This window comes from Pseudomonas serbica, from assembly GCF_028823535.1.
Taxonomy (GTDB): Bacteria; Pseudomonadota; Gammaproteobacteria; order Pseudomonadales; family Pseudomonadaceae; genus Aquipseudomonas; species Aquipseudomonas serbica.
The window spans coordinates 27153-46179 of the sequence record NZ_JAQIYM010000002.1 but is presented as its reverse complement, the minus strand read 5'-3'; the positions used below and the strand labels follow the sequence as shown (position 1 = coordinate 46179).

The following is a 19027-nucleotide window of genomic DNA, read 5'->3' as shown; positions in this document are numbered from 1 at the left end:
ATAGACTCTTGCACGCAAAATCCGATCGTACTACCTGACAGAAATGACAGTTGCGACGAGCGGTAGCGATCGATCGATGTGCGCCATCAACCTCTGGATCGTTGCCAGGTCCGGCAGCATGGCGTGGCTGACCTGTACCTTGTGCCTTTCACTTGCCGCAATGGCGGGGAGTTGCGCGCACTGACCGTCGAATATCAGCGCGCGCGCCACCTGCCTGTTGTCGAGACAGAAATCCAGCAGGTTGAGCTTGCCGTCGGCCATGCTGGCATTGATGACCAGCAGGTCGAATGGCTCGCAACCATACTCGACCAGGTTCAGCAGCTCTTCGAGGCTGTGCACCGGCGCCACCCGAAAATAACCGAGCTGGTTGAACAGCCGTTCGATTTTCATCCGGTTGAAGTGTTGTTTGTCAGCGATCAGGATGCGTAAGGACTTGTTGGGCAACGTGGCCCCCCGGGTCAGATTAGTGAGGGGGGAAGGCTACGGAAGTCCCGGATCGCGTTCTGTAGGAAAAATCCGAAATACTGCCCGCTTAGTCCGACGCTGGTGATACGTTGCGGCAATTGCGCGGTTCTTCGGGAAGGGTTCGGGATTTAAGAGTCGTGGTGGTCTTCAGCGCCTCATCGCCAGCAGGCTGGCTCCCACAGTAGCCCTGCGATCACAGATCAAATGTGGGAGCCAGCCTGCTGGCGATGGCGGCCTCACCGCCGCCGAAGATCTTAGCTGGCAGCTGCCAACAACAGATCCACCATCGAACGATGTCCACGATTGCTGCCATGGTCATACAGCGATCCGGCGATCTCGTCCGCACGAATCGGCAGGATCGACAGCAAGGTATCGCTCAAGCCATGGCTGGCCTGGCAGAAGCCCTGCATGTAGATGCCGGCCTTGCAGCGCTCATCGGTGATCAACTTGTAGTTGCGATCCACCTCGAAATCACCCAGGTACTGTTCCAGCGGGGCCAGCAGCTTGCGGTGCATCTGCCGCTCGTAACCGGTGGCCAGCACCACGGCGTCGTAGTGACGGACCGTGACAACGCCTGTGGCATTGTTGCGCACCGCCAGTTCGATGCCACGCTCGGTGGCGCTGGCTTTTTCAATAGTGGTCAGGGTCCGGAACGCATGGCGAGCGATGCCCGAGACTTTCTGCCGGTAGAAAATCCCGTAGATGCGTTCGATCAGGTCGATGTCCACCACCGAATAGTTGGTGTTGTGGTATTCGTTGACCAGGCGCTCACGTTCGCTGCTCGCCTGCTGGAACACCAGGTCGGTGAACTCCGGCGAGAACACTTCGTTGACGAACGGGCTGTCGTCCGCCGGCTTCAGGGCCGAGCCGCGCAGGATCATGTCGACCTGCACCGACGGGAAGCTGTCGTTGAGATCGATGAAAGCTTCCGCCGCGCTCTGCCCGCCACCGATGATCGCGATGCTCATCGGCTGGTTGTTCACGCATGGCTGCTTGGCCATTTGCGCCAGGTACTGCGAATGGTGGAACACGCGAGGGTCGCCCTTGAGCGCCTTGAACGCCTCGGGAATACGCGGCGTGCCGCCGGTGCTGACCACCACCGAACGGGTGGTGCGCACATGTTGATGGCCCGCGCTGTCGCGGGAAATCACCCGCAGTGCTTCAACCTGCTGGTTGTGCAGCACCGGTTCGATGGTCAGCACCTCTTCGCCGTAACGGCTCTGATTCTCGAATTGCGCGGCGACCCAGCGCAGGTAGTCGTTGTACTCCATGCGGCACGGATAAAAAGTGCCCAGGTTGATGAAATCCACCAGGCGCCCGTGGGCCTTGAGGTAATTGACGAACGAATAAGGGCTGGTCGGGTTGCGCAGGGTCACCAGGTCCTTGAGGAAGGAAATCTGCAGCTCGCTCTGGGTCGACAGGGTGTTGCCATGCCAGCTGTAGCTGGCCTGCTTGTCGAGAAACAGTACATCCAGCTCGCCCTGGGTCGGCCCGCGCTCCTGCAGGGCGATGGCCAACGCCAGGTTCGAAGGGCCGAAACCAACGCCGATCAGGTCGTGAACGATGGGCGATGCAATTGCCTGTGTCATTTCCAGTGTCCTCTGGATGAGCCCCGAGCGGCGGGGAAATAAGCCTAAGTGACCTGACCGGCCTTGAGCAGGACAGCAGGTCGTCTGTTGATTAGGAACGAGGACAGTGAAATAAAATTTAACAAGAACGGATTTACGCAAAGATCAATGGGCATCCCATTGGCGCATCCGCAGCCGGCAATGCTTCATGGCATTGACGATGTGCTTTTCGACCAATGCCTTGGAAATGCCCAGGTGTTCGGCGATCTGCGGGTGCGACAGACCTTCGATCTTGCGCAGCAGGAAACTCTCGCGGCACAGTCGCGGCAATTCCGCCAGGGCGCGCTGGAGCATGTCCAGGCGCTGGCCGTGATCGAGGCTGCTGAGGGGCGATGGGCTGAAATAGCGCTCTTCGTTGTCGAGCACCTCCAGCGATTCGACCTGGCGCAACGCATTGCGCCGGTGATCGTCAATCACCAGGTTCAAGGCCGTGCGATAGAGAAATGCCCGGGGCTGCTCGATCGGCGTGTCGCTGGAGCGCTCCAGCACTCGCAGATAAGCGTCATGCACCACATCTTCGGCGACCTGGCGGTTGCCGAGCTTGGCGTTGAGGAAACACACCAGCTCTCGATAGTAGTTTTCCAACATGACTCCCGTCCGCACGGGTGCGGTTTCTGTCCTTGAGCCCGCTACTCGACCACAAAAACAGGCAGTGGCACGATAGTGGCAGTTTGAGATGTGTAATTTATAGTAATTCTCATATAGATTTAAAGTAATGCTTTGTCTTGCCCGACAAATAGTCAGGGTCCAGCGCTTTGAATTCAGCTGTTACGGCGCGTGTCCGGAACTAAATTCCCTGCTTCGGCCTTCGTCTACAAGGACAGCTCCATGTCCCTGCCGGCTCCACGGCAATGTTCAACCGCTTTGGAACCCTGCATGAAACGTCCCCGTCACACCCGACGCGCCCTGCTTGCAGCACTCAGCCTGATCCCCGTTATCGCCGTCGCGGCCTGGCAGTTCATCCCCCCCGGGCGCGACCAGTTCATCACCGTGCAAGTCACCCGCGCCGACATCGAAAGCAGTGTCACGGCCTTGGGCACCCTGCAACCCAGGCGCTATGTCGACGTCGGCGCCCAGGCGTCCGGGCAGATTCAAAAGATCCATGTGGAAGTCGGTGACGTAGTCAAGGAAGGCCAGTTGCTGGTGGAAATCGACCCTTCCACGCAACAGGCCAAACTCGACGCCGGGCGCTTCTCCATCGAAAACCTCAAGGCGCAGCTCCAGGAGCAACGCGCGCAACACGACCTTGCCCAGCAGAAATACCAGCGCCAGCAACACCTCAAGGCCGGCAACGCTACCCGTGAAGAAGACGTGCAGACCGCCCGGGCCGAACTGCGCGCCACCCAGGCGCGCATCGACATGTTCCAGGCGCAGATTCGCCAGGCCCAGGCCAGCCTGCGCAGCGATCAGGCCGAGCTCGGCTACACGCGGATCTATGCGCCGATGTCCGGCACCGTGGTCGCACTGGATGCCCGCGAAGGCCAGACCCTCAATGCCCAGCAGCAGACCCCGCTGATCCTGCGCATTGCCAAGCTGTCGCCGATGACCGTATGGGCCGAGGTCTCCGAAGCCGACATCGGCCACGTCAAACCCGGCATGAACGCCTGGTTCACCACCCTCAGCGGCGGCACAAGGCGCTGGCAAAGCACCGTGCGGCAGATTCTGCCGGTGCCGCCCAAGCCCCTGGACCAGACCAGCCTGGGCGGCGGCAGCCCCGCCAGTTCGAGCAAAAGCGGCAGCGCGCGGGTGGTGCTGTACACCGTGCTGCTGGACGTCGACAACGCCGACAACGCGCTGATGGCGGAAATGACCACCCAGGTATTTTTCGTCGCCGATCAGGCGCAGAACGTCCTCACCGTGCCGATCGCCGCCCTGCAGGCCGGTATGCAAGCCGACAGCCAGACCGCGCAAGTGGTGGCCAGGAACGGCAGCATCGAACAGCGCAACGTGCGCACCGGCATCAGTGATCGCCTGCGGGTGCAGATCCTCGACGGCCTGCAGGAAGGCGATCACCTGTTGATCGGCCCGGCCGACGGGAGTGGCGGTTGAATGCACACGCCCCTGATCGATCTTACGGACATCCGCAAAGCCTACGGCGGTGGCGACGCCCCTGAAGTCCATGTGTTGCGCGGCATCGACCTGTCGATCCATGCCGGCGAGTTCGTCGCGATCGTCGGCGCCTCCGGGTCCGGCAAGTCGACCCTGATGAACATCCTCGGCTGCCTCGACCGCCCGACCTCGGGCGAGTACCGATTCGCCGGAGAGAACGTCGCCGCCCTGGACAGCGACGAACTGGCCTGGTTGCGCCGCGAAGCCTTTGGCTTCGTGTTCCAGGGTTACCACCTGATCCCGTCCGGCTCGGCCCAGGAAAACGTCGAGATGCCGGCGATCTACGCAGGCTTGCCGGCCGCCGAACGCCATGCCCGCGCCGCCGCCCTGCTCGAACGCCTGGGCCTCGCCACGCGCACCGGCAACCGGCCGCACCAGTTGTCCGGCGGCCAGCAGCAGCGGGTGTCCATCGCCCGCGCCTTGATGAACGGCGGCCATATCATCCTCGCCGACGAACCCACCGGCGCCCTCGACAGCCACAGCGGCCAGGAAGTCATGGCGCTACTCGACGAACTGGCGAGCCAGGGCCACGTGGTCATCCTCATCACCCACGACCGCGAAGTGGCGGCGCGAGCCAAGCGCATCATCGAAATCCGCGACGGCCTGATCATCAGCGACAGCGCCCGGGACAATCGCGCCGCGCAAACCTCGGCCAATCCCGGTGCGTTGCAAGCGGTGGACCTGCGCAAGCGCCTGGCTGAAGGCGCGCAAGCCAATGGCGCCTGGAAAGGCGAAATGGTCGACGCGGTCCAAGCCGCCTGGCGGGTGATGTGGATCAACAAGTTCCGCACCGCGCTGACCCTGCTGGGAATCATCATCGGCGTGGCCTCGGTGGTGGTGATGCTGGCCGTCGGCGAAGGCAGCAAGCGCCAGGTGATGGCGCAGATGGGCGCGTTCGGCTCCAACATCATTTACCTCAGCGGCTCGTCGCCTAACCCGCGAACACCGCTGGGCATCGTCACCCTGGACGAAGTCAAGGCGGTGGCGAGCCTGCCGCAGGTGATGCGCATCATGCCGGTCAACGGCCAGGAAGCCGGGGTGCGTTTCGGCAACCTCGACCACCTGAGCTACGTCGGCGGCAACGACACCAACTTCCCGGCGATTTTCAACTGGCCGGTGGTCGAAGGCAGTTACTTCACCGAAACCGACGAACAGAACGCCGCGGCAGTCGCGGTGATCGGCCACAAGGTGCGGACCAAACTGCTCAAGGACGTGGCCAACCCCATCGGCCAGTACATCCTGATCGAAAACGTGCCGTTCCAGGTGGTTGGCGTCCTGGCGGAAAAAGGCGCCAGCTCCGGCGACTCCGACAGCGACGACCGCATCGCCATCCCCTACTCCGCCGCCAGCGTGCGGCTGTTCGGCACGCACAACCCCGAGTACATCGCAATTGCCGCGGCCGATGCGCGCAAGGTCAAGGAGACCGAACACGCCATCGAACAGCTGATGCTGCGCCTGCACAACGGCAAGAAGGATTTCGAGCTGACCAACAACGCGGCGATGATCCAGGCCGAAGCGCGCACGCAAAACACCCTGTCGCTGATGCTCGGTTCGATCGCCGCGATATCGCTGCTGGTGGGCGGCATCGGCGTGATGAACATCATGCTCATGACGGTGCGCGAACGGACCCGCGAGATCGGTATCCGCATGGCCACCGGCGCCCGCCAGCGGGACATCCTGCGCCAGTTCCTCACCGAAGCGGTGATGCTCTCGGTGGTCGGCGGCCTGGCCGGAATCGCCCTGGCGCTGATCGTCGGCGGCGTGCTGATCCTCAGCGAAGTCGCCGTGGCGTTCTCCCTGATAGCGGTGCTGGGCGCCTTCGGCTGCGCCCTGGTCACCGGTGTTGTCTTCGGCTTCATGCCGGCCCGCAAAGCTGCCCGACTCGACCCGGTCATGGCCCTTACCAGTGAATGATCTCCCGATGAAGCCGCAACTGAGTTTGTTGACCCTCTGCCTGCTGCTCGGCGCCTGTGGGAGCCCCGCCCAGCGCCCGGACAGCGGCATAACGCCGCCCGCCGCCTGGCAATCGCCACACACCGCGGGCGCCACACGCGACAGCCAGCAATGGTGGAACCGCTTTGGCAGCCCGCAGTTGGGTCGCCTGATCGAACAGGCCCGGGTCGGCAGCTACGACCTGGCTGCTGCCATTGCACGAGTGCGCCAGGCACAGGCGCAAACGGTGGTCGCCGCGGGCTCGCAGCTGCCGGAAGTCAAGGCCGCGCTCAACGCCAACCGGCAGAAACTGCTGCGCGGCGATGGCTACAGCCAACTGGATGCGGACAGCGACAACAGCGCCGTCGATTACTTCAACGCCAGCCTCAGTGCCAGCTACGAAATCGATTTCTGGGGTGGCCAGCGCGCCTCCCGCGACAGCGCGCAATTCGCCTTGCAGGCCAGCGAGTTTGATCAGGCAACGGTGGAGCTGACGCTGCTCAGCGGGGTGGCCAACACCTATGCACAAACCCTGTCGTTGCAGGAGCAAAGTCGCATTGCCGAGCTGAACCTGGCCAATGCGCAGAACGTGCTGAAACTGGTGCAGACCCGCTTCGACTCGGGCTCGGCGACCGCGTTGGAACTGGCCCAGCAAAAAAGCCTGGTGGCGGCGCAGCAACGGCAATTGCCGCTGGTGCAACAACAGGCCAAAGATGCGCAGATCAGCCTCGCCACCCTGCTCGGCCGCCCGGTGCAAGAACTGGCGCTGGGCCAGGAACACTTCGATCAATTGTCCTGGCCCGCCATCGACGCTGGCGTGCCCAGTCAATTGCTCAGCCGGCGCCCGGACATCGCCCGGGCCGAAGCGCAACTGGCCGCCGCCCAGGCCGACGTCACCGTCGCCCGCGCCGCGATGTTGCCGACCGTGACCCTGAGCGCGGAAATCGGCTCTGGAGCTGACCGTGCCGGCGATATTCTGCGCAGCCCTTTCTACAACCTCACCGCCGGGCTGCTCGCGCCAGTGTTCAACAACGGCCGCCTGGGCGCCCAACGCGACAAGGCCACGGCCCGCCAAGAGGAGCTGCTGGAGACCTATCGCGGGGCGATCATCAACGGTTTTGCCGACGTGGAAAAAGCCCTCAACAGCATCCGCGGGCTGGACGGACAGCGGCAGTGGCAAAGCGAGGAACTGAGCCAGGCACAGACCGCGTTCAACATTGCGCAAAGCCGTTATGAAGCGGGGGCCGAGGATTTGCTGACGGTGCTGGAGACGCAACGCACGCTGTACGCGGCGCAGGATTTGAATGTGCAGCTGCGGCTGGCGCGGATGCAGGCGAGTATTGCGTTGTACAAGGCGCTTGGGGGTGGGTGGCAGGCCTTGTGATCGTGATATTGCCGCAATACCTGTAGGAGCTGGCTTGCCAGCGAAGAGGCCGGCACATCCAATATCAATATCTCCTGTCTGGCCGCCTTCGCTGGCAAGCCAGCTCCTACAGGTTTTTTGTGTGACGCATGGTTGGGGTGCGGTTAACTCGAAACCGTCTTGGCCTTCAGATTCCGCGCATACCAAGGCCGCTGCGGCACCTTGCGGAACAGATCCGCGAGCTTCTTTTCATCCTCGCCAAAGGTAATGCGCAACGCCAGCTTCATGGTCTCCGGGTCCATCTCCACCGATTTACCCGCCTGCAACCCCGGCGTGGTGTTGCAACCATGAGTACCCGGACCCAGCCACGGATCATCGATTTCCACCCAACGCCCCGGCGCGAACCATTGCACGCCATTGACCTCAAGCCGGCTCACCTGCCCCGGATGAAAACGCTCATGAGCGCGGAACCAGTCTTCCAGGCGATCGTCGATCCAGCCGTGGAAATGCCAGAACACCGGGTTCACATGGGACGAGAACGGATCGCCGAGGAAGTCGTTTTCCGGCGCATACCAGCGTGCGGAAAAATCCGCCGGATCGCGGGCGAAAGGCACCGGTTGGCCGTTGGACGGATCGCGCGGCACCGAGGCCCAACGCATGTGCAGCCAGTCATGCAGACCTAACTCGACCTCTGAACCGAACTGCCCCAGGGTCAACTTCGACAGGTAACGCGGGTCGCGGTACTGCGACTCCCAGACCTGGAAATTGCTGTGGTAGGTCTCGGCGGTCTTGATGTCGCTGACCCATTGCGAATACTCGTCATCCTCTTCGGCCAGCCAGGTCGGCGGCAGCGCCGTACCGTCGTGGTTGTCGAAATAGTTGGCGAAGCCGATGCGGTCCCGGGCCAGCTCCGGTTGCGGCAAGGGGAACTGCGTCCACGACGGCAAGTCCTGCATCGTGCGCGCCGTGCCGAGCATGTGCCGGTGCATGAAGAAAAAATCCACGCCAGAGCCGTTGCGATCCTTGCGCTTGCCTCGGGCGTCACGCTCCTTGTCCCGTGGTCCGGGTTGCCAGCCAATGCCGCGCAGGGCGTTGCGCTTGTCTTCGGGCAAGGTGTGCCATTTGTCCCGGGATGCATGCCAGAGCTGGTGAAACAGGCGATGCTCCTGGGACGTCAGCCAGGCCAACAATGGCGGATTCAGACCAGTTCGCTCGCGGGCTTCGGGAAACACTTTCTTGACCGCGACGAAGCGATTGTCCTGGGCCGTCAACATCAAGGGACGATCCAGATCCAGCACGCGACCACTGAGGCTGCCGCTGCCGGCATTGCCGAACCCGGCCCACACTTCGTCCAACGCCAAGCTGAATTCGTAGTCACAGCTGCCACCGGCGCTGAGCAAGCGCCAACTCAACTGCGCCGGCTTGACCCCGGCCAGGTCACCGAGCACTCGATAACGTGGCACTTCGCTGGAACGCAAACGCTCGGCGGTGTCGAGATAACCGATCAGGCCACGGCCCTTGTGGGCGATGTCGAGAAACAGCTCCAGCCCGTCCGGTGGCAAGCCTTCAAGCCCGGCGTCGCGACCTTCGAAACGGATCTGCCAGACACCCCGCAGGGTGTCCGCCAGGCGTTGGCCAGCGACATCCGCCACATCGAACGATGCTTCACCCGGTGTGATCGTCGGGTCCGGCTTCGTCCATTCACGATGCCCATAAAAAGCCGCGGGCACGGCAGCGCCGGTCAGCGCCAGGCCTGCCATGAACCCTCGTCGAGAAATCGTCATTGCCCTACCTGTGTCAGCCATGAAGCAGGCTTTATCCAAGCTAGAACGTTTGTTCCCACCATAAATTTAGAAGCTTCGCGAGCAAGCCCGCTCCCACATGAGGACGCATTCCAATGTGGGAGCGGGCTTGCTCGCGAAGAGGCCAGCACAAACACTAAATTACTCACCCGGTCACTCGTTCCCCCCAGATAGCAAAGGCGAACCTGACTGAGACGGCAATGACAAAACCACGTTCGAAAAAGGCTCTTTTCATCGGCCTGCCACTGGCCCTGGCGATCGGCGCAGGTCTTGGCTTTGCGGCCTGGGATTATTGGTTCAAGGACAATCCCGGCTACCCGGTCAAGGTGATGAAACAGGCCGATGAACTGCACGAGCGCCTTCTCTCGTTCGACAGCCACATCACGCTCCCCATGGACTTCGGCACCGCCGGCAATGAAGCCGACAAGGACGGCAGCGGCCAGTTCGACCTGGTCAAGAGCGGACGCGGACGCCTGTCCGGCGCAGCCCTGACGATTTTCGGCTGGCCGGAAATCTGGAACGGCGCCAACGCACCGCACCGCCCCACCGCCGGGTTCATCGAAGAGGCACGTTTCGAACAGGAGACCCGCTACAAAATCATCAGCACCCTGGTGCGGGATTTCCCCAACCAGGCCGCCATCGCCTACACCCCCGACGATTTCCGCCGCCTGCATGGCGAAGGCAAGTTCGCGATCTTCATGAGCATGCTCAACGCCTACCCGCTGGGCAATGACCTCAATGCCCTGGACAAATGGGCGGCGCGGGGCATGCGCATGTTCGGCTTCAGTTATGTGGGCAACAACGCCTGGGCCGATTCGTCCAGGCCGCTGCCGTTCTTCAACGATTCGCGGGACGCCCTCGGCGGTCTCTCGGACATCGGCAAGCAGGCCGTACACCGCCTCAACGACCTCGGCGTGATTATCGACGTGTCGCAGATGTCGACCAAGGCCCTGGAACAAGTGGCCCGCCTGAGCCGCACACCGATGGTGGCCTCGCACTCCGCCCCCCGCGCCCTGGTGGACATCCCGCGCAACCTCAGCGACCACGAAATGCAGTTGATCAAGGACAGCGGCGGCGTGGTGCAGATTGTCGGTTTCCCCACCTACATCCGCCCGCTAAGCCAGGCCACCCAGGAAAAACTCAACGCCCTGCGCGCGCGTTTCGACCTGCAGCCGCTGCAAGGCCTGGAGATGGCGTTGATGCCGGGCGATCCGATCATCACCGTGTGGTCTGAACAACGCTTCGGCGAATACGCCAGCCAGCTCTACGCGATCGTCGACGAAGAACCCAAGGCCACCCTCAAGGACTACGGCGACGCGATCGACTACGCGGTGAAGAAAATCGGCATCGATCACGTCGGCATCAGTTCCGACTTCAACGATGGCGGCGGCCTGGATGGCTGGAACGACGTCAGCGAGGCGCGCAACGTGACCGCCGAGCTGATCAGCCGCGGTTACAGCGAGGCCGATATCGCCAAGCTCTGGGGCGGCAACTTCCTGCGGGTCTGGGACCAGGTGGAGAAATCCGCCCGGCCCATTGCGAAAAACTGATGCCACTTTTGCCAAGCGAAGCCCAAGCCATGACCAACCGTCGTTCCTTCCTCAAGCAGGCCGGCATTCTCGCCGCCGGCCTGCCCCTGGCTGCTGGCGTGAACCTGCCAGCGCTGGCCGGCCATCTACAAGAGCAGTCTCAGCCCCTGCCCAAGGGCAAATGGGCGCAACTGCGCCAGCTGTTCAATCAGGACCCGGACTACCTGCATTTCGCCAACTTCCTCGTCACCTCGCACCCTACGCCAGTGCGCAACGCGATCGACCTGCACCGCGCCAACATCGACCGCAACCCTGGCCGCGCCATGGATTGGGACCTGCAGGAAACCGAAAAGCGCGAGCACAACGTGCGGGTCTGGGCCGGGCGTTACCTCAATGCCAAACCCGAACAGATCGCGCTCACCGGCAGCACCACCGAAGGCCTGGCGATGATCTACGGCGGAATTCATGTGCGCCCGGACCAGGAAATCCTGGTCAGCGAACACGAGCATTACTCCACCCACTACACCCTGGAATTTCGTCAGCAGCGCCAGGGCACCAAGGTGCGCAAGCTCAAGCTGTTCGACAACAGCCGCGACATTTCCGTGGATGAAGTGCTGGATTCGATTACCAAAGGCATCCGCCCGCAGACTCGCGTACTGGGCATGACCTGGGTGCAATCGGGCAGCGGCGTGAAACTGCCGATCGGCGAAATCGGCAAGCTGGTCGAAGAGCAGAACCGTCAGCGCGACGAGAAGGACCACATCCTGTACGTGGTCGACGGGGTGCACGGTTTTGGCGTCGAAGACCTCGCCTTTCCCGACATGCACTGCGACTTCTTCATCGCCGGCACCCACAAATGGATGTTCGGCCCCCGGGGCACCGGGATCATCTGTGCCCGCTCCGCCGAGGTCAGGGACGTCACGCCGATCATTCCGACCTTCAGCGAATCCACCGACTTCGCGACCATCATGACTCCCGGCGGTTATCACAGCTTCGAACATCGCTGGGCCGTGGACGAAGCGTTCAAGCTGCACCTGGACCTGGGCAAGGCCGAGGTCCAGGCGCGCATCCATGAACTCAACAGCTATGCCAAGGATCGCCTGCTGGAACAGCCGCGGATCGAGCTGGTAACGCCAAAGAGCCCGCAACTGTCCGCCGGCTTCACCTTCTTCCGGATCAAGGACCAGGACTGCGAAAAAGTCGCCAGCCAACTGATGCAAAGCCACGTGGTCTGCGACTCGGTGGACCGCGACGTCGGCCCGGTAATCCGCATCGCCCCCGGCCTGCTCAACAACGAACACGAAATCGACCGCTTCGTTGCGCTGCTGAACAAAACCGCCTGACGGCACGCCGCGCAACCCTGTGGGAGCGGGCTTGCTCGCGAATGCGGTGTGTTAGTCGACACGCATGTTGCCTGACACACCGCATTCGCGAGCAAGCCCGCTCCCACATTGGACATCACACGACACCCGTTTTTTCTTTGATCGAGATGAGTCATGAACCGAAATCTGCTGACCGTTGGATTGGCTGCCCTCCTCGCCAGCCTGCTGCCGTCTGCCGTACAGGCCACCACTGCCCCAACAGCAGGCAAAGTATTCAAGGACTGCAAGAACTGCCCGGAAATGGTCGTGCTGCCCGCCGGGACCTTCACCATGGGCACGCCGGATGACGAAGTCGGCCGCGAGCCCGATGAAGGTCCGATGCATGACGTCACCTTCGCCAAGCCATTCGCCATGAGTCGCTTCCAGGTGACCGCCGGCGAGTGGGACAGCTATGTGAAGGAAAGCGGCGTGACGATCGCCAACGGCGATACCCGCCCAGGTCGCGAATGCATCGCCAGCAAGCCGCGCTACCCGCAGAGCCCGCGCCAGCCGGCGGTGTGCATGAATTTCGACGACGTGAAAAACTACGTCGCCTGGCTGTCGAAAAAGACCGGGCAGAAGTACGGCATGGTCAGCGAGGCCCAGCGTGAATACGCCGCACGCGGCGGCACCCAGGGACCATTCCCCTTCCCGTTCGATGAAGGCAAGGGCTACAGCATCGCCAAGCACGCCAACACCTACGGCCCGGCCGACGGCTACAGCTACAGCTCGCCGGTGGGCAGCTACCCGCCGAACGCCTTCGGCATGTATGACATGCACGGCAACGTCTATGAATGGGTCGAGGATTGCGAACACCCTAACTACGTCGGCGCCCCCACCGACGGCAGCGCCTGGCTGGAGCCGAACTGCCAAGCCGTGCGCATCCGCGGCAACGACTGGGGCGAAGCGCCAGTGTTCTCCCGCTCGGGCAACCGCAACAGCCAGTACCCGCAGGAACGAGGCGACTGGATGGGCTTTCGCGTAGTGCGCGAGCTCTAAGCCAAAACCCTGATCATCTTCTGAATCAATGAAATCCCCTTGTGGGAGCGAGCCTGCTCGCGATAGCGGACTATCAGTCAACACCACTATCGAATGGAAGACAGCTATCGCGAGCAGGCTCGCTCCCACAGGGTTCAGGTGTACAGGCCATCAGTCGGTGGTCGCTAAATTAAGCCTTTCACCAGACGTTCTACTGGGTATCTGCCTTCCGACCCAAGGAACCGTCTTCCATGACCCAGCCCACCCGCGGCGCCATCGGCGAACTGTTCGCTTTGCTCAAACCCTTTCGACTCATCGTCGCCGCGTCCATTTTCCTGGGCATGGTCGGCGGCCTGAGCGTCACGGTGTTGCTGGCGACGATCAACAATGCCCTGCATTCGGACAGCGGCCTGACCCAGGGCGTGGTCGCGCTGTTCGCCGGCCTGTGCCTGCTGGCGCTGGCCAGTTCCATTTGCTCGGACATCGGCACCAACTACGTCGGCCAACACATCATCGCCAAGCTGCGCAAACAGCTGGGCGAGAAGGTGCTGTCGGCACCGATCGAACAGATCGAGCGTTATCGCAGCCATCGCCTGATCCCGGTGCTGACCCACGACGTCGACACCATCAGCGACTTCGCCTTCGCCTTCGCCCCGCTGGCGATTTCCGTCACCGTGACCCTGGGTTGCATGGGTTACCTGGCGATCCTGTCGTGGCCGATGTTCCTGATCATGGTCGCCGCGATCCTCATCGGCACCGCCATCCAGGCCTACGCCCAGAGCAAGGGCGTGCAGGGTTTCATGGCCGCCCGCGCGGCGGAAGATGAGCTGCAGAAGTACTACAACGCGATTGCCGAAGGCGCCAAGGAACTGCGCATTCACCGCCCGCGCCGCCAACGCATGTTCACCGCGGGCATCAAGGGCACCGCCGATTTCATCTGCGACACCCAGGTGCGCTCGATCAACACCTTCGTCATCGCCAAGACCTTCGGCTCGATGCTGTTCTTCGTGGTCATCGGCCTGGCCCTGGCCCTGCAAACCTTCTGGCCGAGCGCCGACAAGACCGTGATGAGCGGCTTCGTGCTGGTGCTGCTGTACATGAAAGGCCCGCTGGAGCACTTGATCAGCACCCTGCCGATCGTCAGTCGCGCGCAGATCGCTTTCCGCCGCATCGCCGAACTGTCCGAACAGTTTTCCACCCCGGAACCGCACCTGCTGCTCAGCAACCAAGTCAACGTCAAACAAGCCGTGGACGAACTGCAACTGGCGGACGTGCGCTACACCTTCCCGGCGGTCGAGGGCGCGGCGCCGTTCCAGCTGGGCCCGGTCAACCTGTCGATCAAGCAGGGCGACATCACCTTCATCGTCGGCGAAAACGGCTGCGGCAAGACCACCCTGATCAAGTTGCTGCTGGGCCTTTACACACCGCAACAGGGGCAGATCCGGGTCAACGGCGAGGCCATCGACGCGCACAACCGCGACGACTACCGCCAACTGTTCACCACCATCTTTGCCGACTACTACTTGTTCGACGACGTGGTCCAGGGTGACACGCAGATCCCCGCAGACGCCAACAAGTACCTGCAACGCCTGGAGATCGCGCACAAGGTCAGCGTCAAGGACGGCAACTTCACCACCACCGACCTGTCCACCGGCCAGCGCAAGCGCCTGGCACTGGTCAATGCCTGGCTGGAAGAGCGCCCGGTGCTGGTGTTCGACGAGTGGGCAGCCGACCAGGACCCGACCTTCCGGCGGATTTTCTACACCGAGCTACTGCCGGACCTCAAGCGCCTGGGCAAGACCATCGTCGTGATCTCCCACGATGACCGTTACTTCGATGTCGCCGACCAACTGGTGCGCATGGAAAACGGGCGGGTCGTGACCGAGCTGACAACCGCCTGATCACCCTTCTCATAAACGCCACACAAACCTGTGGGAGCGAGCCTGCTCGCGATAGCGGTGGATCAGTCGCCTTCCATGTTGAAAGTGACGCACCCATCGCGAGCAGGCTCGCTCCCACAGGTTTTTCTTTTTTTTCCGGTTTCTTTTCCGGTTTCCTGTCAGCGCCCCGTCTTAATAATCATTCCCATTAACAATAAATTCACACAACACTTTTTCAGGAGCACAGGCAAGTAATGCGATCTCTTCCACGCCGTACACCTCTTGCGCTGGCCGTACAGCGCCCGTCACTGCATAAAACCCTGTTGACCAGCGTTCTGCTGACCGCCACCTTGCTGGGGAGCTCGATGGCCAATGCGGCACCTGTGAAAGTCAGTATTTCGGTTCAGCCGCTGGCCAGCGCCCTGACCCAGCTGGGCATGCAGACCAACCTGCAGATCCTCTACAGCCCGGACCAGGTCGCCGGCATCAAGTCCCGAGCGGTGTCCGGCTCGCTGGAGCCTTCCGCGGCCCTGGCCGAGATGCTCAAGGGCACCGGCATTTCCTTCCAGATCAACGGCAACAGCGTGACGCTGGTGTCTGGCGGCTCGTCGAGCCTGCAACTGGGCGCCACCACCATTTCCGGCCAGGCCCTGGGCCTGACCACTGAAGGCACCGACTCCTACACCACGGGCGCGACCACCACCGCCACCAAGCTGCCGCTGACCATTCGCGAAACCCCGCAATCGGTGACAGTGGTCACCCGCCAGCAGATGGACGACCGCGGCGTGACGAGCGTCGCCGATGCGCTGCGCAACACCCCGGGTATCACCACCCAGAAGTACGACAGCGACCGTACCGAGTTTTCCGCCCGAGGCTTTGCCATCACCAACTTTCAGTACGATGGCGTCAACATTCCCTACGACGGCGTCTACGGTGAAAACCCCAACAACAGCGATGACGCTGCCAGCCTCGATCACATCGAAGTCATCAAGGGCGCGACGGGCCTGATGACCGGCGCCGGCGACCCGGCGGCCACGGTCAACCTGATCCGCAAGAAACCCACCAAGGAATTCAAGGCCTCGGTCAGCGCCACTGCCGGCTACTGGGACAACTACCGCACCGAAGGCGATGTTTCCGGCTCGCTGACCGAATCCGGTAACGTGCGCGGTCGCGTGGTGGGCGCCTTGCAGGACAAGGATTCGTACATCGACCACTACAGCCAGAAGAAAGACCTGTTCTACGGTGTGCTCGAAGCCGACCTGACTGAAGACACCCTGCTGACCCTGGGCGTCGACAACTCCAGCGCCACCCCCCGCGGCAGTTCCTGGACCGGCAACGCGCCGTACTATGCCGACGGCGGTCGTACCGAATTTTCCCGAGGTTTCAACCCGGGCGCCGACTGGAGCCGTCGTGACTTCGACAGCACCACCTACTTCGCGACCCTCGAGCAAGCCCTGGCCAACGACTGGAAACTCAAGGCCAGCTTCGACCAGAAGACCACCGATCACGATACCCAACTGGCCTCGGCCAGCGGCGGTTACCCGGACCGCGACACCGGCGAGGGCATGTTCTTTTACCAGGGGCATTGGGAAGGCCATCGCGTGCAGAACACCGCTGACGTGAACGTCTCCGGCCCTTTTTCTCTGGGCGGTCGCGAACATGAACTGGTGGCAGGTTTCATGACCTCCCACTCCCGTCAGACCGGCGCAACCTATGGAACCCCCACCGACTCCGATGGACTGGTACCGGGCAATATCTTTGACTGGACGGGCCATATCGCGAAACCGGACTTCCCGAAAAACGGCAAGTACGAACGCACCCAGAGCCAGAACGGCGCTTACCTGGCCACCCGCCTGCGCCCGACCGACGACCTGTCGTTCATCCTCGGCGGCCGCGTCAGCACCTACAAGTACAACGAGGACTACACCTACTACCCCGGTGCCGGCCTGGCCGACACCCACGCCAGCTACAAGGAACACGGCGTCGTCACGCCTTACGCCGGTGTGGTCTATGACCTCAACGATACCTACTCGGCCTACGCCAGCTACACCAGTATCTACCAGCCGCAAATCTACAAGGACGCCAGCGGCAAGACCCTGGATCCGGTTGAAGGCGACAGCTACGAAACCGGCCTGAAAGCGGCCTACTTCGAAGGCAAGCTGAACACTTCCCTGGCCTTCTTCCGCATCGAGCAGGACAACGTCGCCCAGTACGTCACCACCGACACCACCACCGGCCAGGACGTCTACAAAGCCACTTCCGGCGCCACCACCAACGGCGTGGAACTGGAAATGGCCGGCGAACTGGCCCAGGACTGGAACGTATCGGCCGGCTACACCTATGCCCGCACCCGCGACAAGGATCACCAGCGCATCTACGGTTTCCCGCTGGCCACCAGCAAACCGGAACACGTCATCCGCACCTTCACCACCTACCGCCTGCCCGGCGCGCTGGACCAGTTCACCGTCGGTGGCGGCGTCAGCTGGCAGAGCGCATTCTACGGCCAGAGCTTCAGCCCTACCGACGGCAGCACCTCGCTCAAGCAAGGTGGCTACACCCTCGTCGACCTGATGACCCGGTATAAGTATGACGACCACCTGAGCTTCACCGTCAACGCCAACAACGTCTTCGACAAACGCTACCTGACCGGCCTTGGCAACTTCGGCACCACCTTCTACGGCGAGCCGCGCAACATGCAGGTCACGGCGAAGTACGACTTCTAAGATTGAGCTGAAACAAAAAATGCCCGCGTCGAGAGATGCGGGCATTTTTCATGGGCGATCTTTTGATCTTCTATTCAACCGGAGCAATCCGATCCAACGCCCGATTCACCGCCAGTTCCCCCAGCATGATCACCAGGGCAATCTGTGGGAAACCGGCAGCTCACAACCACGACCGCACCCACCCCGCCACTTCCACGTGAATCCCCTCCACTTCCCCCAGCAACCCCGCCATCCGCAAAAAGTCATGAGTCATGCCCGGCTGCTCCAACAACGTCACCTCATTCCCCGCCGCCCGCAAACGCTCGGCATACGCCACCCCTTCATCGCGCAACGGGTCAAAGCCGGCCAGGTACACCAGTGCCGGGGCCAAGCCCGACAGATCCTCGGCCAGCAGCGGCGAGCAGCGCCAGTCGGCGAGGTCTTGGGGGGTGCGGGCGTAGTGGGTGTAGAACCAGTCAAGGGTCGGGGTTTCCAGCAGGTAGCCCTCGGCAAAATCCCGGTGTGAGGCGCGGTGGGTGGTGGTGTCGGTGACGGGGTATGCCAGCAATTGCGCCTTGGGTTTCAGCGCGAGTTCCTGTGGGTCGCGAACAGAGATGATCGACAGCACTGTGGCCAGTGTTGCACCGACGCTGTCGCCGGCCAGGGCCACCCGTGTGGCGTCCAGGCGGCGGGTTGCGCCTTCGCGTAGCAGCCAGTTGCCGGCGTCGCAGGCGTCCTGTACCGGAGTCGGGAAGCGCCATTCTGGCGCCAGGCGATAATCCACGGTCAGCACGGCGAAACTACCCTGGGCCGCCAGGCGCCGGCACAGGGCGTCGTGGGAGTCGAGGCTGCCGACCACGTAGCCGCCGCCGTGGAAGTACAGCATCACCGGTTGCAGGCCGTCGACGGTTTGGCCGTCGCGATACAGGCGTGCGGCGAGGCTGTGGCCGTCGCGGGCGGGGATGGTGAAGTTGTCGCAGGCGATATGGTCAATCGGCGTATCGAGAAAGCCAGAGGAGGCTTCGAAGTCGATGCGCGCCTGTTGCGGGGTCTGTTCGTGCATCGGGCGACTTTTGCCGGTCAGGCGGCCGAACTCGGCGAGTTCGAGGAAAGCTTCAAGTTCTGGCAGTAGGGCCATGGGGGCGAATCCTTTGCACAATGAGGTAGATGTAATCAACCCGGCCCCCTGTAGGAGCTGGCTTGCCAGCGAAGGACTCGAGAGCGCCGCTTTTTACCAATCAAAAAGCGTCATCGTTAACGACCTTCGCTGGCAAGCCA

The 19027-nt window shown here is 62.3% G+C and carries 13 protein-coding genes; 8 read left to right on the top strand and 5 right to left on the bottom strand.

The window, feature by feature from the left end:
• Nucleotides 1–30 precede the first annotated feature (30 nt).
• From NQL71_RS02890 to NQL71_RS02880, 3 genes are all read right to left on the bottom strand, one after another.
• The gene (locus NQL71_RS02890; RefSeq protein WP_077186258.1) at nucleotides 31–444 is read right to left on the bottom strand and encodes a PleD family two-component system response regulator; all 414 of its coding nucleotides are present in this window, start codon (nucleotides 442–444) and stop codon (nucleotides 31–33) included.
• A 275-nt stretch (nucleotides 445–719) separates the two neighbouring features.
• Entirely contained in the window at nucleotides 720–2054 is a 1335-nt protein-coding gene (locus NQL71_RS02885; RefSeq protein WP_046817820.1) for a lysine N(6)-hydroxylase/L-ornithine N(5)-oxygenase family protein, read from the bottom strand.
• Nucleotides 2055–2198: 144 nt separating this feature from the next.
• Nucleotides 2199–2681 (bottom strand): sigma-70 family RNA polymerase sigma factor, encoded by a 483-nt coding sequence (locus NQL71_RS02880; RefSeq protein ID WP_046817819.1) that lies wholly within the window; start codon nucleotides 2679–2681, stop codon nucleotides 2199–2201.
• 288 nt (nucleotides 2682–2969) lie between these two features.
• Between NQL71_RS02880 and NQL71_RS02875 the strand changes: the two genes are divergently transcribed.
• The 3 genes from NQL71_RS02875 to NQL71_RS02865 are packed head-to-tail and all read left to right on the top strand — an operon-like array spanning nucleotide 2970 to nucleotide 7518.
• Complete coding sequence (locus NQL71_RS02875) at nucleotides 2970–4142, top strand: efflux RND transporter periplasmic adaptor subunit (protein ID WP_274642245.1); 1173 nt, start codon at nucleotides 2970–2972, stop codon at nucleotides 4140–4142.
• The gene (locus NQL71_RS02870) at nucleotides 4143–6116 is read left to right on the top strand and encodes a MacB family efflux pump subunit (protein WP_274642244.1); all 1974 of its coding nucleotides are present in this window, start codon (nucleotides 4143–4145) and stop codon (nucleotides 6114–6116) included.
• Between the two features lie 7 nt (nucleotides 6117–6123).
• The gene (locus tag NQL71_RS02865) at nucleotides 6124–7518 is read left to right on the top strand and encodes an efflux transporter outer membrane subunit (protein ID WP_166619303.1); all 1395 of its coding nucleotides are present in this window, start codon (nucleotides 6124–6126) and stop codon (nucleotides 7516–7518) included.
• A gap of 143 nt (nucleotides 7519–7661) precedes the next feature.
• Here the strand turns inward: NQL71_RS02865 and pvdP are convergent, their stop codons facing one another.
• A complete protein-coding gene (gene pvdP / locus NQL71_RS02860; RefSeq protein WP_274642243.1) occupies nucleotides 7662–9281 on the bottom strand; it encodes a pyoverdine maturation tyrosinase PvdP in 1620 nt (539 codons plus the stop codon).
• A gap of 218 nt (nucleotides 9282–9499) precedes the next feature.
• Between pvdP and pvdM the strand changes: the two genes are divergently transcribed.
• The 5 genes from pvdM to NQL71_RS02835 all read left to right on the top strand — a co-directional run bounded on the left by pvdM (nucleotide 9500) and on the right by NQL71_RS02835 (nucleotide 17770).
• The gene (gene pvdM, locus NQL71_RS02855; RefSeq protein ID WP_274642242.1) at nucleotides 9500–10849 is read left to right on the top strand and encodes a pyoverdine-tailoring dipeptidase-like protein PvdM; all 1350 of its coding nucleotides are present in this window, start codon (nucleotides 9500–9502) and stop codon (nucleotides 10847–10849) included.
• A 29-nt stretch (nucleotides 10850–10878) separates the two neighbouring features.
• Nucleotides 10879–12171, top strand: a complete 1293-nt coding sequence (gene pvdN, locus NQL71_RS02850) for a pyoverdine-tailoring periplasmic protein PvdN (RefSeq protein ID WP_274642340.1) — start codon at nucleotides 10879–10881, stop codon at nucleotides 12169–12171.
• 153 nt (nucleotides 12172–12324) lie between these two features.
• Complete coding sequence (pvdO, locus tag NQL71_RS02845) at nucleotides 12325–13188, top strand: dihydropyoverdine dehydrogenase (protein WP_077186252.1); 864 nt, start codon at nucleotides 12325–12327, stop codon at nucleotides 13186–13188.
• A gap of 230 nt (nucleotides 13189–13418) precedes the next feature.
• Nucleotides 13419–15068, top strand: coding sequence for a cyclic peptide export ABC transporter (locus NQL71_RS02840; protein ID WP_248687734.1), 1650 nt, complete (start codon nucleotides 13419–13421; stop codon nucleotides 15066–15068).
• Nucleotides 15069–15301: 233 nt separating this feature from the next.
• On the top strand, nucleotides 15302–17770 hold the full coding sequence (locus tag NQL71_RS02835; protein WP_274642241.1) for a TonB-dependent siderophore receptor: 2469 nt from the start codon (nucleotides 15302–15304) through the stop codon (nucleotides 17768–17770).
• Nucleotides 17771–17930: 160 nt separating this feature from the next.
• On the opposite strand, the gene NQL71_RS02830 is transcribed toward NQL71_RS02835, so the two are convergent.
• The gene (locus NQL71_RS02830) at nucleotides 17931–18887 is read right to left on the bottom strand and encodes an alpha/beta hydrolase (RefSeq protein ID WP_274642240.1); all 957 of its coding nucleotides are present in this window, start codon (nucleotides 18885–18887) and stop codon (nucleotides 17931–17933) included.
• Between the last annotated feature and the right edge of the window lie 140 nt (nucleotides 18888–19027).